Origin of the sequence: Empedobacter sp. UBA2044 (assembly GCF_002333005.1) — a bacterium.
In the GTDB taxonomy this organism is placed as follows: domain Bacteria; phylum Bacteroidota; class Bacteroidia; order Flavobacteriales; family Weeksellaceae; genus Empedobacter; species Empedobacter falsenii_B.
Map to the genome: position 1 here is coordinate 1 of NZ_DDBA01000055.1, position 15,632 is coordinate 15,632.

12 protein-coding genes are annotated in these 15,632 nt (G+C 31.8%); 5 read left to right on the forward strand and 7 right to left on the reverse strand.

Annotated elements, in window-relative coordinates:
- Nucleotides 1-88: 88 nt before the first annotated feature.
- From B4E59_RS09510 to cysD, 6 genes are all read right to left on the reverse strand, one after another.
- Complete coding sequence (locus tag B4E59_RS09510; RefSeq protein ID WP_221856661.1) at nucleotides 89-1,531, reverse strand: siroheme synthase domain-containing protein; 1,443 nt, start codon at nucleotides 1,529-1,531, stop codon at nucleotides 89-91.
- Between the two features lie 19 nt (nucleotides 1,532-1,550).
- A complete protein-coding gene (locus B4E59_RS09515; RefSeq protein ID WP_291052672.1) occupies nucleotides 1,551-3,203 on the reverse strand; it encodes an NADPH-dependent assimilatory sulfite reductase hemoprotein subunit in 1,653 nt (550 codons plus the stop codon).
- A 103-nt stretch (nucleotides 3,204-3,306) separates the two neighbouring features.
- Nucleotides 3,307-4,881 carry a diflavin oxidoreductase gene (locus B4E59_RS09520; RefSeq protein WP_291052675.1) on the reverse strand — a complete coding sequence of 525 codons (1,575 nt, stop codon included), beginning with the start codon at nucleotides 4,879-4,881 and terminating at the stop codon, nucleotides 3,307-3,309.
- 152 nt (nucleotides 4,882-5,033) lie between these two features.
- Nucleotides 5,034-5,579, reverse strand: coding sequence for a uroporphyrinogen-III C-methyltransferase (locus B4E59_RS09525; protein ID WP_260509644.1), 546 nt, complete (start codon nucleotides 5,577-5,579; stop codon nucleotides 5,034-5,036).
- Between the two features lie 148 nt (nucleotides 5,580-5,727).
- The gene (gene cysN / locus B4E59_RS09530) at nucleotides 5,728-6,963 is read right to left on the reverse strand and encodes a sulfate adenylyltransferase subunit CysN (RefSeq protein WP_219035045.1); all 1,236 of its coding nucleotides are present in this window, start codon (nucleotides 6,961-6,963) and stop codon (nucleotides 5,728-5,730) included.
- Nucleotides 6,964-7,014: 51 nt separating this feature from the next.
- Nucleotides 7,015-7,923, reverse strand: coding sequence for a sulfate adenylyltransferase subunit CysD (cysD, locus tag B4E59_RS09535; RefSeq protein ID WP_219035044.1), 909 nt, complete (start codon nucleotides 7,921-7,923; stop codon nucleotides 7,015-7,017).
- 419 nt (nucleotides 7,924-8,342) lie between these two features.
- Between cysD and rlmD the strand changes: the two genes are divergently transcribed.
- From rlmD to B4E59_RS09555, 4 genes are all read left to right on the forward strand, one after another.
- The gene (gene rlmD / locus B4E59_RS09540; RefSeq protein WP_221856669.1) at nucleotides 8,343-9,761 is read left to right on the forward strand and encodes a 23S rRNA (uracil(1939)-C(5))-methyltransferase RlmD; all 1,419 of its coding nucleotides are present in this window, start codon (nucleotides 8,343-8,345) and stop codon (nucleotides 9,759-9,761) included.
- Between the two features lie 18 nt (nucleotides 9,762-9,779).
- A complete protein-coding gene (locus tag B4E59_RS09545) occupies nucleotides 9,780-10,397 on the forward strand; it encodes a DUF6452 family protein (protein ID WP_221856671.1) in 618 nt (205 codons plus the stop codon).
- Nucleotides 10,351-11,037, forward strand: a complete 687-nt coding sequence (locus B4E59_RS09550) for a DUF6048 family protein (RefSeq protein WP_291046699.1) — start codon at nucleotides 10,351-10,353, stop codon at nucleotides 11,035-11,037. Before B4E59_RS09545 ends, B4E59_RS09550 begins: the two co-directional genes overlap by 47 nt.
- Before the next feature lie 223 nt (nucleotides 11,038-11,260).
- The gene (locus tag B4E59_RS09555; RefSeq protein ID WP_312067505.1) at nucleotides 11,261-11,521 is read left to right on the forward strand and encodes a GIY-YIG nuclease family protein; all 261 of its coding nucleotides are present in this window, start codon (nucleotides 11,261-11,263) and stop codon (nucleotides 11,519-11,521) included.
- A gap of 60 nt (nucleotides 11,522-11,581) precedes the next feature.
- Here the strand turns inward: B4E59_RS09555 and lon are convergent, their stop codons facing one another.
- Entirely contained in the window at nucleotides 11,582-14,020 is a 2,439-nt protein-coding gene (lon, locus tag B4E59_RS09560) for an endopeptidase La (protein ID WP_280035558.1), read from the reverse strand.
- Nucleotides 14,021-14,269: 249 nt separating this feature from the next.
- On the opposite strand from lon, the gene B4E59_RS09565 reads away from it, so the two are divergent.
- Entirely contained in the window at nucleotides 14,270-15,625 is a 1,356-nt protein-coding gene (locus B4E59_RS09565; RefSeq protein ID WP_291046704.1) for a DUF6794 domain-containing protein, read from the forward strand.
- The last annotated feature ends 7 nt before the right edge of the window (nucleotides 15,626-15,632 follow it).

The window sequence follows — 15,632 nt, forward strand, 5'->3', positions numbered from 1 at the left end:
CTATTTCAGGACGGGACAAATGAACAATAAAAAACACTCAACATGCGAGATGAAGAGTGTTTTGATTGTTAGAAATGATATATAAAATTTAGAAAATTTTAAAAAGAATTCGAATACTAAATGTGATCACTAAAAAAGCTACAGCCAAAATAGCAACTTTCTGAGGTATTTTGCCTGCTAATTTCGCAGCAATTGGCGCTGCTAAAGCTCCTCCAATTATTAAACCTGCAATGATAAAACCATGACTTACGCCCAAAGCTGCAAAAAAAGTCAACGATGCAGAAAGTGTCACAAAAAACTCGGCTAAACTAACTGTTCCTACTACTAAGTTTGATTTTTTTCCTTTTGCTAATAAAGTTGATGTCACGACAGGTCCCCAACCTCCACCACCAAAAGCATCTAAAAAACCTCCAGCAAATCCTAAAAATCCAACCCGTTTTACTTTTTTGCGTTCGATTTTTTTTCTGAATGCTAAAATAATTAATCGAATTCCGATGATCAACGTATACGAAGCTAAAATTCCGTAAGTAATTGTTTCATATTTGTTTCCCAAATAAACCAATAATAATGATCCCGAAACTGCTCCAATAACACCTGGAATAGCCAATGCCAATAATAATTTTTTGTTTACATTTCCAAATCTATAATGCGAAAAACCACTAATTCCGCTCGAAAACATTTCGGCAGTATGAATACTACCACTTATCGAGGGCAGATTGACACCAAACAACATCATGCTTGTGGAACACGTTACACCATATCCCAAGCCAACTGCTCCGTCTACCATTTGAGCGAAAAAGCCAACAGCCAACATAATGTAAAAAACATTTGGAATGTGAATCACAAAATCTTTCGCTTCCGAAAAACTGACGATTGATGACAAAGCATATCCTAAGAATAATGCGAAGAATACCAAGGTAATTTCGGTTACTAAACGTTTGTATTTTTTTGTCGATTTTTTCCCTTCGAATGAAGACGTTAAATGATTCAAATCAGTTAGTTTTTGATTAAAATCTCCTTTGTGATTGTTTCTGATTTTATTTAAACTTTCAATGTTTTCATCAATTGAATCTGGAATAACATCAGAAAAATACTCTCTCAAACGTTTTGCCATTATAGGAGATTGTCCATTTGTAGAAATCGCAATTTTAAGATGACCTTTATTCACAATCGAACCTAAATAAAAATCGCACAAATCTGGCTGATCAGCTGCATTAACCAAAATTCCTTTTTCATTTGCTTTTTGCTTCACTTCTTGCGAAGTTTCTTTGTTATCGGTTGCAACAATCACTAAATCTACATCCTCCAAATCACTCGATTCGAACGCATGAGTTTCGTGTTTAATTGTTGAATGTTGAGCAAAAATATCTTTCAATTCTTGTTTAAAATCCTTTGCTACAACTTTCAAATTGATCGAAGGATTTTGTTTGATTAGCGTCGTAACCTTTTCTAATCCTACATTTCCTCCGCCAACAATCAGGAAGCGCAAATGTTCTGTTTTTAAAAATATCGGGAATAAATTATTTTTCATTGTTCTTAAAGGGATTTAACTAATTAACCGAAAAATATTTTCGATAGGTAAAATCTCCGAATGTTTCATTGTCTATTTTTTCATTTGTATAACTTTCGAAAACTTGATCTAGCTCATTCAAAATCTCAGTCTCATTGACTTTTTCTTTATAAATTTTATTCAAACGAACACCATATCGATCTCCACCCAACCTCAAATTATAATGTCCAGCAGAAGTCCCTACAAAACCAATTTCCGAAACATACGAACGACCGCAACCATTTGGACAGCCCGTCATACAAATAGAAATATCATCATTTTGAAGTTGATGTTTTTCTAGCAAAGGCTCTATTTTATTCACCAATTCTGGCAAATAACGTTGCGCTTCTGCTAAAGCCAATGGACAAGTTTGTAAAGCCACGCATGCCATCGAATTTTTTCTAAGTTCACTAATATCTTTGTGAATAGAATACTTTTCTAAAAGCTGTTCAACTATAGCTTTATTTTCAATTGAAATCTCACCTAACAATAAATTTTGATTCGCTATAAAAATAAAATTATTGATATTTAATAAAGCCAATTCATGTAAAAATGCTTTCTGATTAGACTGTACAACTCCATTCTCCACAAATAAAGTGTAATACCACATTCTGTTATTCACTTGTCGCCAATCATAAATATCAGAACGCTCCGTAAATTGATAAGGCTGAGAAGGCTCTAATTTAAAACTAACACGTTTTTCTAATTCAGACTTGAAACCATCAACCGTTAATTTATCAACTGTATACTTTAGTCTCGCTAATTTTCGATCGCCACGATTCCCAAAATCACGCTGAATTGTCAATACTTCATAAGCAACTTTCAACACTTTTTCTTCAGAATCAACAAAACCAATTTCGGTTGATAAACGCGAATATGTATTTGGATTTCCGTGAGTTGTTGACAAACCTCCACCAACAGCGATATTGAAACCTTTCAATTCATTATTTTCGATAATCGCAATCAGTCCCAAATCATTTGCAAAAACATCTACATCATTAGTTGGCGGAATAGCAATTGCAATTTTAAATTTTCGAGGTAAATAGCGGTCTTCATACAAATCATCTTTCTCTGTTTCGCGTTCGTAAATCTTTTTATTATCCACAAAAATCTCATAATAAGCTCGTGTTTTAGGCAACAAATGTTTTGATAATTTATCTGCATATGCATGAATTTGAGCATGAATTGGCGAAAGCAACGGATGAGAACTCGCAATTACATTTCGGTTTACATCGCCACAAGCTACGATAGAATCTAACGTTGCTTGGTCAAACGATTGTAAAGTTGGACGCAATTGATGTTTCAAAATTCTGTGCAATTGAATGGTTTGACGCGTTGTAATTTTCAAAACGCCTGTTCCATATTGTTCAGAAGTTTCATGAATTGCCAACCACTTATCAGCGTCTATAATTCCACCCGGAATACGCAAACGAATCATAAACGAATACAATTTGTCTAACTTTTTTTCTGCGCATTCTTCTCGTCTATCGCGATCATCTTGCACATACATTCCGTGAAATTTTACCAAAGCTTCGTCATCTGCACGTACATTTCCAGTGTGATTATCCAGCTCTATACTTTCTTTTAACGTACCGCGAAGTCCGTCACTTTTTATTTTAATTCCTTCTATAGGACATTGTTTTTCTGTACTCATTTTGTTAGTTGTTGGTTGATCAGTAAACATCTTTTTAGTAGCGACCTTTTTCTTCTAATTGTTCCAGAAAATTTTTCGCTGAAACCTCCTCTTGATTTGATTCTTATGCTATTAACTCGATCAAAGCACTTTCTACATCTGTACTCATTCCATCTTTTTGACCACAGACATACAAATACGCACTTTCGTTTAACCTATTGTAAAGTTCTTTTCCTCGTTCTTTCACTCGATCTTGCACATAAATTTTATGTTTTTGATCTCTCAAAAAAGCTGTATCTAATTTGCTTAAAACTCCTGTTGAAAGCCATTCCTGAATTTCAGTTTGATAATAGAAATCCGAAACAAAATGTTGTTCACCAAAAAACAACCAGTTTTTACCTTCTGCGCCAATTGCATCACGATGTGTCAAAAAACTACGAAAAGGTGCAATTCCTGTTCCCGGACCAATCATAATTACCGATTGATTTTCATCTGGAAGTTTGAAATTTTTATTTTTATGAATGTAAAATTCTATGGATTTATCATGCTCAAAATCTGCTAAAAACTGAGAACATAATCCAGTTTTTTGTTGATCAGAAACTGAAAAAGTATTCAGACTAACCGTTAAATGAATTTCGTTATCATGTGCTTCATTCGATGATGAAATCGAATATAAACGTGGTGCAATTGGATGCAAAAGATTTAAAATATCATCAAATTTTATTGTAGATTCTGACGAATAATATTTTATCAACAAATCAATTAAATCAATTTTAGTTTCAATAATTTCTACATTTAAAATTGTTGCAAATTGATCGATTGATTTTTTAGAAAGTGCTCTAATATTTTTTTCTTCAAGTTCTTTTGCGCGATTTTCTTCATTGAAAAATTTTGCAATCGTTAAAATTTCGGTTTGATTATTTTTTGGATAAACACCCAAAGCATCGCCAGGTTCGTAATCGACTTGCTCATCATCTGCAATTTCGATATGATATGTTTCTTTATTCGAACCTTTATCGTTCAAAACAATTTTATGCTTTACAATTCCTTCGTACGATTTTTTCTGCGTAGAAGAACTTTGTAATTTTTGAGGTTGAACATTTGTTGAACTTCTTTCTGATTGAATAATTTTTAAGATTTCAGCAAACGAATTTTCGGCAATTTCTTGATAATCTATATCTACTTTTACCAAATCAAAAACGCGTTGCGCACCAAGTTTTCCAAATAATTCATCAATTTCTTCTCCTGATTTACAGAAAAACGGATAAGAAGTATCGCCCAAACCAAAAACAGCAAACTTAGTTTGATTTAATCTTAGGTCAGAATTGCTCCAATTATCAAAAAATTTTTGTGCATTTTGAGGTAAATCTCCATCTCCTTGCGTACTAAAAATTAGAATTAAGAATTCTTCCTTTTCAATTTTTTCGAGTGGATATTGAAACGCTTCAATCGCTTTGGCTTGAATTTTATTCATTTTAAAAATTCCAAGCAATTGATTAGCTAATTTCTTCGCATTTCTTGTTTCAGTTCCATAGATTATTGTAGGTTTGATTGAGGTTAAAACTTTTTGTTCTTGAGGTACTTCTTGTGTTTGATTTGCAACTAATCCAGCCAAATAACCATTTGTCCAAATAATTTCGTCACGTGATAATTCTTTGACTAAACTTTTTACTAAGTTCAATTTTTCGTTAGCTAGCATAAGAACTTGTTGTTTTATGGTTATCAAAATATGAGTTGGAAGTTGGTTGTTCATCTAACCAAGCGAATGACTGATGCAAATTAACAACATGACCAACGATAATTAAAGTTGGTACAAAATCAAAGGTTGGTAAATGTTTTTCTACAATATTTTCAAAAATAAAAAACTTGCGTTTTCTGATCTGGAGTTGTCGCTTGTTGAATAACTGCTAAACCTTTTTCGGTATCAATTCCATTCAAAATCAACTGATCAGCTAAAGTTTGCAAACGCTGTACACTCATATAAAAAACCAATGTATCAGACGTTTTTGCCCAATCTTTCCATTGTTTGTGTTCAATAGATTTCAAATCGCACAACGTCAACATGCGAACTCCTTTCGAATGATTTCGCGCTGTCAATGGAATTCTCGTGTAAGCTGCAGCACCAAAAGCAGCCGAAATACCTGGAATTATTTCGTACGGAACATGATTTTTTTTCAAGGTTTCTAATTCGTCCAAAATATTAGAGAAAAGTGAAGCATCACCTCCTTTCAATCGAACCACTAATTTTCCTTGCATTACAAACTCAATCATCATATCGTTAATATCTTTTTGAGGCGTATGAATGCCTTTCGAACATTGTTTTCCGACATAAATAACCAACGCATCTTTTGACGCATATTCGTCTATTAACACTGGAGAAACCAAGCGATCTGTCAAAATAACATCTGCTTTTTTTGATATAATTTAATGTTTTGAGCGTCACCAATTCTGGATCTCCATGACCAGCGCCAGCCAAAATTACTTTTCCTATTGTTGTTTGCATGTTTGTAATAAATAAGTTGATTGATAAGATTTAATTGATGTTTTAATCAATAAACATCAAAGCAGCGACTGTATTTTTCGTTGTTTCGTCAATCAAAATGGCATTTCCTGTATGAATATTTTCTTTGAAAGAATCAAAAAATAAAGGTTGATTTGTTTTTAAAACAACTTGTCCAATATCATTTAACTTGATTTCTTCAGATGGAATAAATTCCCAATTATTAATATCCCATTGTTGATCGATTGTTTTGATTTTTGCACGAACCGAATGAAAACGATGTTGCAACACATACGTTTTTCCTTGTTGTAATGCATTATTGTCTAACCAACAAATCCACGCTTTTAGCACATTTGTAGTTTGCGGTTCTTCGGAAGTTTTTACAATTGTGTCTCCTCTACTGATATCTATATTATTTTCGAGATGAATCACAACATTTTCTCCTGCTTCAGCATGTTGTACTTCTTCCAAATGACGTTCTATTTTAACAATTTTTGATTCGATATTTGATGGATAAACTTTAATAGAATCCCCAACTTTGTAGGCTCCACTCAAAATTTGCCCCGCATAACCTCTATAATCGTGATGCTCTTCATCTTTTGGACGAATTACCCATTGAACCTGAAAACGAGCTGCTAAATTTTTATCTGTTTCAATCGAAATTGTTTCCAATTGATGCAATAATGTTTCTCCATTGTACCAAGGCGTTTTTGCAGATTTTTCGACAATATTATCGCCAACCAAAGCAGAAACTGGAATAAAAGTTACTTCATCATAATTCAATTGATCTTGAATTTGTTGAAAATTATTTTTTATCTTTTCGAAAATATCTTGTGAATAATCAACCAAATCAATTTTATTAATGGCGATAATTGCTTTTTTAATTCCCATTAACGATCCAATACTTGCATGACGTTTTGTTTGAGAAGTGATTCCTTTACGTGCATCAACCAAAATAATAATCAACTCTGAATTTGAAGCTCCTGTAATCATATTTCGCGTGTATTGCTCATGTCCAGGCGCATCTGCAATAATAAATTTTCGTTTTGCAGTCGAAAAATATTTGTACGCTACGTCTATTGTAATTCCTTGTTCGCGCTCGGCACGTAAACCATCTGTAATCAAAGACAAATCAATTTCGTCGTCTTCATTTGATTTACGTTTTTCTAAAACACCCAATTGATCGGTGTGAATACTATTCGAATCGTAAAGTAAACGCCCTATTAAAGTACTTTTACCATCGTCTACGTTTCCTGCTGTTATAAATTTTAATGCATTCATTTTACTTAATTCCTATAGATATTATAGAGTTTTGTTTAAAAAAATTTTGACTTAGAAATAACCTTGTTTTTTACGTTCTTCCATCGCCGATTCTGACAATTGATCATCCAAACGAGTTTGTCCTCTTTCGCTAATTCTTGTATTGATAATATCAATAATAATATCTTCAATCGTAGAAGAATCTGAAGGTACAGCCGCTGTACACGTCATATCACCAACCGTTCTGTATCGTACTTTTTCTACCACAACTTCATCGTCTGCATTTGGCTGAATAAAATCTGAAGTCGCTATTAATTTATCATTGTAAACAATACATTCACGCTCGTGAGCAAAGTATAAATTTGGCAATTCGATGTTATTTTGTTTGATATAATTCCAAACATCTAATTCTGTCCAATTGCTAATCGGAAAAACACGAACATTATGTCCTTTTTCAATTCTTCCGTTCAAAATATTCCACAATTCAGGACGTTGAAGTTTCGGGTCCCATTGGCCAAAATCATCACGAACTGAGAAAATACGCTCTTTTGCACGTGCTTTTTCTTCATCGCGACGAGCTCCTCCAATACATGCATCAAATTCATTTTCTTCAATCACATCTAATAACGCATACGTTTGTAAGGCATTACGAGAAGGAAAACGGCCAGAAGTTTCTTTCAGATTATATTTTTTTATAGCATTTTCTACAGAGGCTACAATCAATTTTTCACCGATTTTATCAACCAAATAATCTCTAAATTTTATCGCTTCAGGAAAATTGTGTCCTGTATCTACGTGTACTAAAGGAAAAGGAAATTTCCCTGGACGAAAGGCTTTCAAAGCTAAATGAATCAAAACAATCGAATCTTTTCCTCCTGAAAATAACAATGCTGGACGCTCAAATTGAGCAGCTGTTTCTCTCAGAATGTAGATTGCTTCGTCTTCTAATTGATTTAAATAATTTTTTTCTTGACTTGACATTCTTTCTAACTTTCTAACTTATTTTTTGACAATAAAAAACTCCTCAAAATTTTAGAGGAGTTCATGAACTATTATTTTCGTAATTAATACATCACAACATATTCCACCTCTTGTAAAGAGCGACACATATACATTGACATATTAAATACTATTTTTTTCATTTTTCATGTTACATTTCTAAGTTCAAAATTATATTATTTTTCTAAATAAATATAATTAATAGAATAGTTTAAATAACAAACCTATTTTTCAAACAATTTAAAGAAAATTATCCTAAATAAGTTTATTCAATATAATAATAATCTATAAAACCGATAGATTTTATGTTGTAAAAGTAAAAATTTTATTTAAAATACAAAGATTGATTCCAAAAAAAGATAAAAAATTGAATATTTCGGGGACTTGCTTACCTTTGCAAAATGTCAAGAAAAGCGAAACAAAAAATCATATTAAATAATATAGAAGTTTTACGTGCTGGTGCAAAAGGTGTATCGGTTGGTAAAACAGAGGAAGGAAAAACGGTTCTGATAAAAGGCGCAATTCCAGGAGACGTTGTAGATGTACACGTTTTGAAGAAAAAAAGCAGCTATTTAGAAGGACAAGCAATCGAAATTCACACAAAATCTCCTTATCGCGTTCAGCCAGAATGTGAGCATTTTGGTGTTTGCGGTGGTTGTAAATGGCAAGATATGAGCTATGATGCGCAATTAAAATTTAAGCATGACGAAGTGGTTAACAATTTGGTTCGTATCGGAGGTTTCAAAGATTTAGATGCTGAAATTGTTCCAATTTTAGGTTCTAAAGAACAATATTTTTACCGTAATAAATTAGAGTTTACTTTTTCTAATGCACGTTGGTTAACGTTAGAAGAAATTCAGTCTGGGAAAGAATTTGACGACCGTGACGTAGTTGGATTCCATATTCCTGGTGCTTGGTCTAAAGTTTTGGATGTTACAAAATGTCACTTGCAACGTGATCCTTCTAATGCGATTCGTGTCGAAGCAAAACGTTTTGCATTAGAGCATCATTTAGATTTCTTCGATTTAAAAAATCAAGAAGGTTTATTAAGAACATTAATGATTCGTACTTCTCAGAATGGACAAGTAATGGTTTTGGTTCAATTCTTCCGAGAAGAGAAAGAAAATCGTGAAGCTTTCTTACAAAACTTGAAAGATAAATTCCCTGAAATCACATCTTTATTGTATGCAATCAATCCAAAACAAAACGATTCTGTTTATGATTTAGATATCGAAGTTTTTGCTGGAGATGATCATATTATGGAAAAGATGGAAGATTTGAACTTCAAAATTGGTCCAAAATCTTTCTATCAAACAAATCCAGAACAAGCTTACGAATTATATAAATTAACACGTGATTTTGCAGGTTTAACTGGAGATGAATTAGTATACGATTTATATACTGGAACTGGAACAATTGCGCAATTCGTTTCGAAAAAAGCGAAAAAAGTAGTTGGTGTAGAATCTGTTCAAGAAGCAATTGATGCAGCAAAAGCGGCAGCAAAATTTAATGGAATTGATAATTGTGATTTCTATTGTGGTGATATGAAAGATGTATTGAATCAAGATTTCATTAACGAACACGGAATTCCAGATGTAATTATTACTGATCCTCCACGTGATGGAATGCATAAAAAAGTGGTTGAAAATATTTTGTTTATGAATCCTAAACGTGTTGTTTATGTTTCGTGTAACTCTGCTACACAAGCGCGCGATTTAGAATTGATGAAAGATCAATATAAAATTGTTAAAGTTCAACCAGTTGATATGTTTCCACAAACACATCATGTAGAAAATATTGTACTTTTAGAGCGAATTTAAAATTCAATCAAAAAAAAAATGAAAAATATTCAACGTTTTCTAGCCTACTCAATTTTTGCTTCTATAATTTCTTTAGCATTTTATAGTTGTGAAGATGATGATATTTGTACCGACGAAGGTGATGTTCCACGCATGGTTGCTGATATGTATTATGATGGAACTAATGTTCCTTTGGAAGATTCTATTTATTATTGGGCGTATGTTTATAATGATTCGATTACGAAAGGAATTAGAGAAGCTACAGGAACGAGTAAAGATACTGTCTTAATCGAAAAAAATTCTGCTTTAGGGAAAACAAGTTTCGGAATTACTTTGCGTCAAAATAGTAAAAAAGAGATTTACTATACTATAGCGCAAGGTCCAGATATAGATGTAAAAGATTCTATAACGGGTAAAGTCATCAGAACAATTCCTGCAAAACGTGATCGATTGATTTTAAAATACGATACGCTTGGAAATGGCTATACTTCTAAAGCTTGTGGTTTTGGATTAACTTTTAAAGGAGTTGATGTAAAATTGGTAACAAAAACTGGAAATGGAGCTGGAAATTGGATAAAGAAAATAGAAACTGTAAATACTGAAATTAAAGATGGTTCGACAACTATTATTAAGCTTTTTGCTGACGAGCGCAATTAATTTTGCATTTGGTCAAGAAAATAAAACTGATTCAACAAAAGTTTCGGTTACAGATTCTATTCTCAAAAAAAAATACCACGATATTTTTATCGGTGTAGACGTTTTCAATCCAATTGTTTCTGCTTTCAACGATAAAAAAGGAGTTAGCGCTTATGCTTCTTATCAAATCAATAATAAGTGGCATGCCGTTGTAGAAGCTGGTTTCGAGAAAAATAATTTCAATGAAATCAATTGGGATGTTGATGTTGACGGCGTTTTTGCAAAACTTGGTGCAAACTGGTTTATAACGCAAGATATCGAAAATCAATCGAACGGAATTTACATTGGTGGACGAATTGCGTATTCTAAATATTCGCAAACCATCAATAGTTATCCGATTAGAGATTTACAATCGAATGAGATTACAGGAACAGGAAGTTTGCCAAAAGCGAATGTAAGCAGTTATTGGATAGAAGCTGTGGTTGGTGGACGTGTAGAGATTTTCAAGAATTTTTATGGTGAGTTAGCCTTGCATCCTGCAGCTTATATTGGAGGTAAAAAAGATCAAGGAATTAATCCTTTGGTTATTCCTGGTTACGGAAAATACAGTGGTCCTTTCAATATGCCAGTTTTTTGGGGAATTGCTTATAAGATAAAGTAAAACTAAGGTTAAGATTTAGACTAAAGTTAAGATAAAGTATACAAAAAAAGGAACTCTAAATTGAGTTCCTTTTATGTTGATGCGAAGCTGAAATGAATTCAGCTTGACATTCTTTCTCTACATTATCATTAATAATCCTTAAATTAGTTTATCTAACTAAGTCATCCTGAATTCGTTTCAGTAACATATCATATAAGGAATTCTGAAAATATATTATGTTTATATACTTACAAACAAATATCGAACTGTTTTTTATATTGGAGTTACCAACAATTTAATTAAAAGAATAGAAGCTCATAAAGAAGGAATTGGTTCAGCTTTCACTCAAAAATACAATGTAAAATCATTAATTTATTTTGAAGATTTTACTTCAATTAGTCAAGATATGTTAAGAGAAAAGCAATTGAAAAATTGGAAACGGGAATGGAAAATTAATTTAATTAAATCTAAAAATCCAAATTTAGAAGATATTAGTATTCTATAATAAACAAAAAAGGAACTCTAAATTGAGTTCCTTTTTATATGTTCTAAAAAGATTTATAGATTAATCCAAAACCTTTGCTCCTTTTACTTTTTGATTCGTTAAAGCAATATCCAAAACTTCTTTCATTTCTTTTACAAAATGAAAAGTCATTCCTTTTACGTATTCTGCTTTAATTTCTTCAATATCTTTTCGGTTATCTTCGCACAAAATAATTTCTTTGATATTTGCACGTTTTGCCGCTAAAATTTTCTCTTTAATTCCGCCAACTGGCAACACTTTTCCACGAAGTGTGATCTCACCTGTCATTGCTAATTTTGCTTTTACTTTTCGTTGTGTAAAAGACGAAACCAAAGACGTCAACATTGTAATTCCGGCAGATGGTCCATCTTTTGGCGTTGCTCCTTCCGGAACGTGAATATGAACTTTATAATTCTCGAAAACTTCTGGTTTAATTCCCAATTCATCCGCATGCGATTTGATATATTCTAACGCAATTGTCGCAGATTCTTTCATCACAGTTCCAAGATTTCCTGTAATCGAAAGTCCTCCATTTTTCGCTTTTGATAAAATAGATTCGATAAATAAAATATCTCCACCAACACTTGTCCAAGCTAAACCTACTACAACTCCAGGTACCTCATTATTCTCATATTGATCTGGTGTAATAGAAGGTCCTAAAATTTTAGAAATATCTTCGATTGAATATTTAGCATTAAACTCTTCTTCCAACGCAATATGTTTTGCAGCTGAACGAACCAATTTTGCAACTTTCTGATTCAATTTTCGAACTCCCGATTCGCGCGTATAACCCGTAATCAAATATTCGATTTCTTTTTTACCTAACACAACATCTTTCTCTTTTAAGCCATGTTCTGTTAATTGTTTTGGTAGAAGGTGACGTTTTACGATTTCAGATTTTTCCTCGATTGTATAACCTGCAATATTAATCATCTCCATACGATCGCGTAACGGACTTGGAATATCTCCAATATTATTAGCTGTCGCAATGAAAAATACTTTCGATAAATCGTAGCCAATTTCTAAGAAATTATCATAAAAAGTTGAATTTTGCTCTGGATCTAAAACCTCTAACATTGCTGATGAAGGATCTCCATGCGCACTAGCCGACATTTTATCAATCTCATCTAAAACAAAAACCGGATTCGACGATTCAGATTTTTTGATTGACTGTAAAATTCTTCCTGGCATCGCTCCAATATAGGTTTTACGATGACCACGAATCTCAGATTCATCGTGTAAACCACCCAACGACATACGTACATATTTGCGCCCAATCGCTTCTGAAATAGATTTCCCCAACGATGTTTTACCAACACCCGGAGGTCCATACAAACAAAGAATTGGCGAACGCATATCTCCTTTCAATTTCAACACAGCAAGATGCTCCAAAATGCGTTCTTTCACATCTTCTAAACCATAATGATCATGATCTAAAATTTTCTTTGCATTCTTGATATCAAAGTTATCTTTTGTCAAGGTATTCCAAGGTAAATCCAACATAAATTCAAGGTAATTACGCTGAATATTATGTTCTGGCATTTGCGGATTTAGACGAGAAAGACGGTTGATTTCTTTATCAAAATGATTTGCTACATCTTCGCTCCAACTTTTCGTTAAAGCACGTTTGCGCATTTCATTAATTTCTTCTTCTGTCGAATTCCCTCCTAATTCTTCTTGAATCGATTTGATTTGTTGATTTAAGAAATATTCTTTTTGTTGTTGATCTAATTCTTTGCGAACTTTATTCTGAATCGTATTCTTTAATTCCAATTTCTGAAGCTCAACATTCATAAAACGCATCACTTCCATTGCGCGAAGTTTCATATCAGAAATTTCTAATAACAACTGTTTTTCATCTAAACTTAACGTCAAATTAGACGCTACAAAGTTGATTAGAAATGTATTACTTTCGATACTTTTTATAGCTCCTGCAGCTTCCGAAGGCAACATTGGATTTTCTTCTACAATCTGAAAAGCTAAATCACGAATTGATTCAATAATAATTGGATATTCTTTGTTGCGTGATGTCGGAACTTTTTCTGTCAAAATTTCTACTTCAGCCTTGAAATAAGGATCATTTGATACAAATTCTTTAACTTTGAAGCGTTTCATCCCTTGTAAAATCACCGTAATGTTTCCATCTGGCAATTTTATCATTCGCATGATTTTCGCAACTGTACCAACTGTATACAAATCGTCTTGTGTAGGATCTTCCACAGCAATTTCTTTCTGCGAAAGCACTCCAATAATGCGATCTTCTTTGTAAGCTTGTGTTAAAAGTTGTATAGATTTATCTCTACCCGCGGTAATTGGCGCAACCACACCCGGAAATAAGACAGTGTTTCTTAACGATAAAATAGGCAATACCGAAGAAATATCTTGCTTATTTAGCTTACTTTCTTCGTCTTTACTCATCAAAGGAATTAATTCGATTTCTTCTTCCATTACTTGTGCTAATGACAAATTGTCTATGTTCATAATTTTTTTATACGTTCAAAGTGTCAGTAAAACTATTTTTAACTGACGAAAGCCTTTCATAATAACAACATTATTAAGATTTGAATCTTGTCTAAAGCATTTAGAAAAGCGAGTATAAATAAGTCAAACGTTATGCCAATAAAATATATTGTCAGTTTTTCAATAAAGGTTTTGAATGAGGATGAATAATTATTTTCACAAAGATAAATTTTATTCATAGTTTTAATATCAATTACACAAATAAAATCAATGATAAAATATTACATATTCTTCATACTATTTATTTTAGGTTATATTACCATTTTTTCTCAATGGTCTGGCTTTTCTCCAATTTCAGAAACCTACTCTTCTAATGGGATATATAAATTAAAATCTATTTCATATGATAATTTTATACCTAATTTGAAAGGTGAATCAATTATATTTTTTAATCGAGAACGTGATAGCTTGAGACAAAATAAGGTATATTATAAACTAAATAGATCATTTGATTTAAATGAAAATTTTCCTTTCTTCCTTGCAATAAGTAATGATGGGAGAAAAATAATCTATTTTACAAATTATATAAACAGCAAAGATTTAGAGGAAAGAAATGTGACTTATTATATTGATGGAAAAATAGCTAAAACTTATTCCTCTGAAGAGTTTACCAATTGTGATAAAAACAAAGAGAAATGCAGACTATTTTATGAAGCCGAAAATAGAAATTTGTTCGAAAACTATACTTCTACCTACAAAGAGTACAATAAATCTTTATCAGAGAAAGATATTTTTTTAACTAAAAATTTCATCTTCAATAAAAATGATATTATTTACCTTATAGATAACAGAAAAAAGGTAACACTTTTTGATTTAGACAAAGGTGAAATAATCAAGTCTAATATTGATTTTGATTCTATTTATCCTGCAATAAAAAATATTGAACCTATAAAGAGTAAAATTTCAAATTATGAATATCCATATAAATATATAATAGATGTCAAAAACTCTCTTACTAATGAAAAAATAGCAGAAAGTATTAGTAAACTATCTAACTTAAAATTTATTCCGCTTGAGGATTCAACTTATAATAAATACAAACTTCATCAAATAGAAATAAGCGGCTATTTAAATAGAAATGGAAAATTTGAAATCGAAAATTTAGAAACAGATTCTATTTTTAATAAACAACAAATTGAAAACTATCTTTTAAATTCAACTTTTGAAACTGATTTTATTCCAAAAGAAGTTGACAAAATATATATCACAAATTTCTTTGGTAGCTATAGAAATTATGATGATAGAATTGCTGAATTAGAAACAATAAAAGATAAAGAAAAAAGAAGAATTGAAAGTGAAAAAAGACTTACTTTAGAAAAAATTGATAATATATACATTCCAAAAAATTTATATGAATCATTAACAGAATTAGATAAAATATTAGATTTCGAAAGCAAAAAACAACTCAAAGAATCAACAAATACTTTTATATTTAATTCTCACATGGGTGGTTTGGGTATGTGGATAAGAAACAATTGGGGAATTAATGGTGGTTCTAGATTATCGAAATATTTTAATGATAGAAATATTGGAAAACAAATGTTTGGAAACGTGTGGATATCCTAACGAAAGT

Coding starts and splice junctions, on each gene's coding strand:
- B4E59_RS09550 (WP_291046699.1), top strand. CDS start 10,351: ATGGTTCGACAACTATTATTAAGCTTTTTGCTGACGAGCGCAATTAAT.
- B4E59_RS09520 (WP_291052675.1), bottom strand. CDS start 4,881: ATGCTAGCTAACGAAAAATTGAACTTAGTAAAAAGTTTAGTCAAAGAA.
- B4E59_RS09515 (WP_291052672.1), bottom strand. CDS start 3,203: ATGAGTACAGAAAAACAATGTCCTATAGAAGGAATTAAAATAAAAAGT.
- lon (WP_280035558.1), bottom strand. CDS start 14,020: ATGAACATAGACAATTTGTCATTAGCACAAGTAATGGAAGAAGAAATC.
- B4E59_RS09565 (WP_291046704.1), top strand. CDS start 14,270: ATGATAAAATATTACATATTCTTCATACTATTTATTTTAGGTTATATT.
- B4E59_RS09510 (WP_221856661.1), bottom strand. CDS start 1,531: ATGAAAAATAATTTATTCCCGATATTTTTAAAAACAGAACATTTGCGC.
- cysN (WP_219035045.1), bottom strand. CDS start 6,963: ATGAATGCATTAAAATTTATAACAGCAGGAAACGTAGACGATGGTAAA.
- cysD (WP_219035044.1), bottom strand. CDS start 7,923: ATGTCAAGTCAAGAAAAAAATTATTTAAATCAATTAGAAGACGAAGCA.
- B4E59_RS09545 (WP_221856671.1), top strand. CDS start 9,780: ATGAAAAATATTCAACGTTTTCTAGCCTACTCAATTTTTGCTTCTATA.
- rlmD (WP_221856669.1), top strand. CDS start 8,343: ATGTCAAGAAAAGCGAAACAAAAAATCATATTAAATAATATAGAAGTT.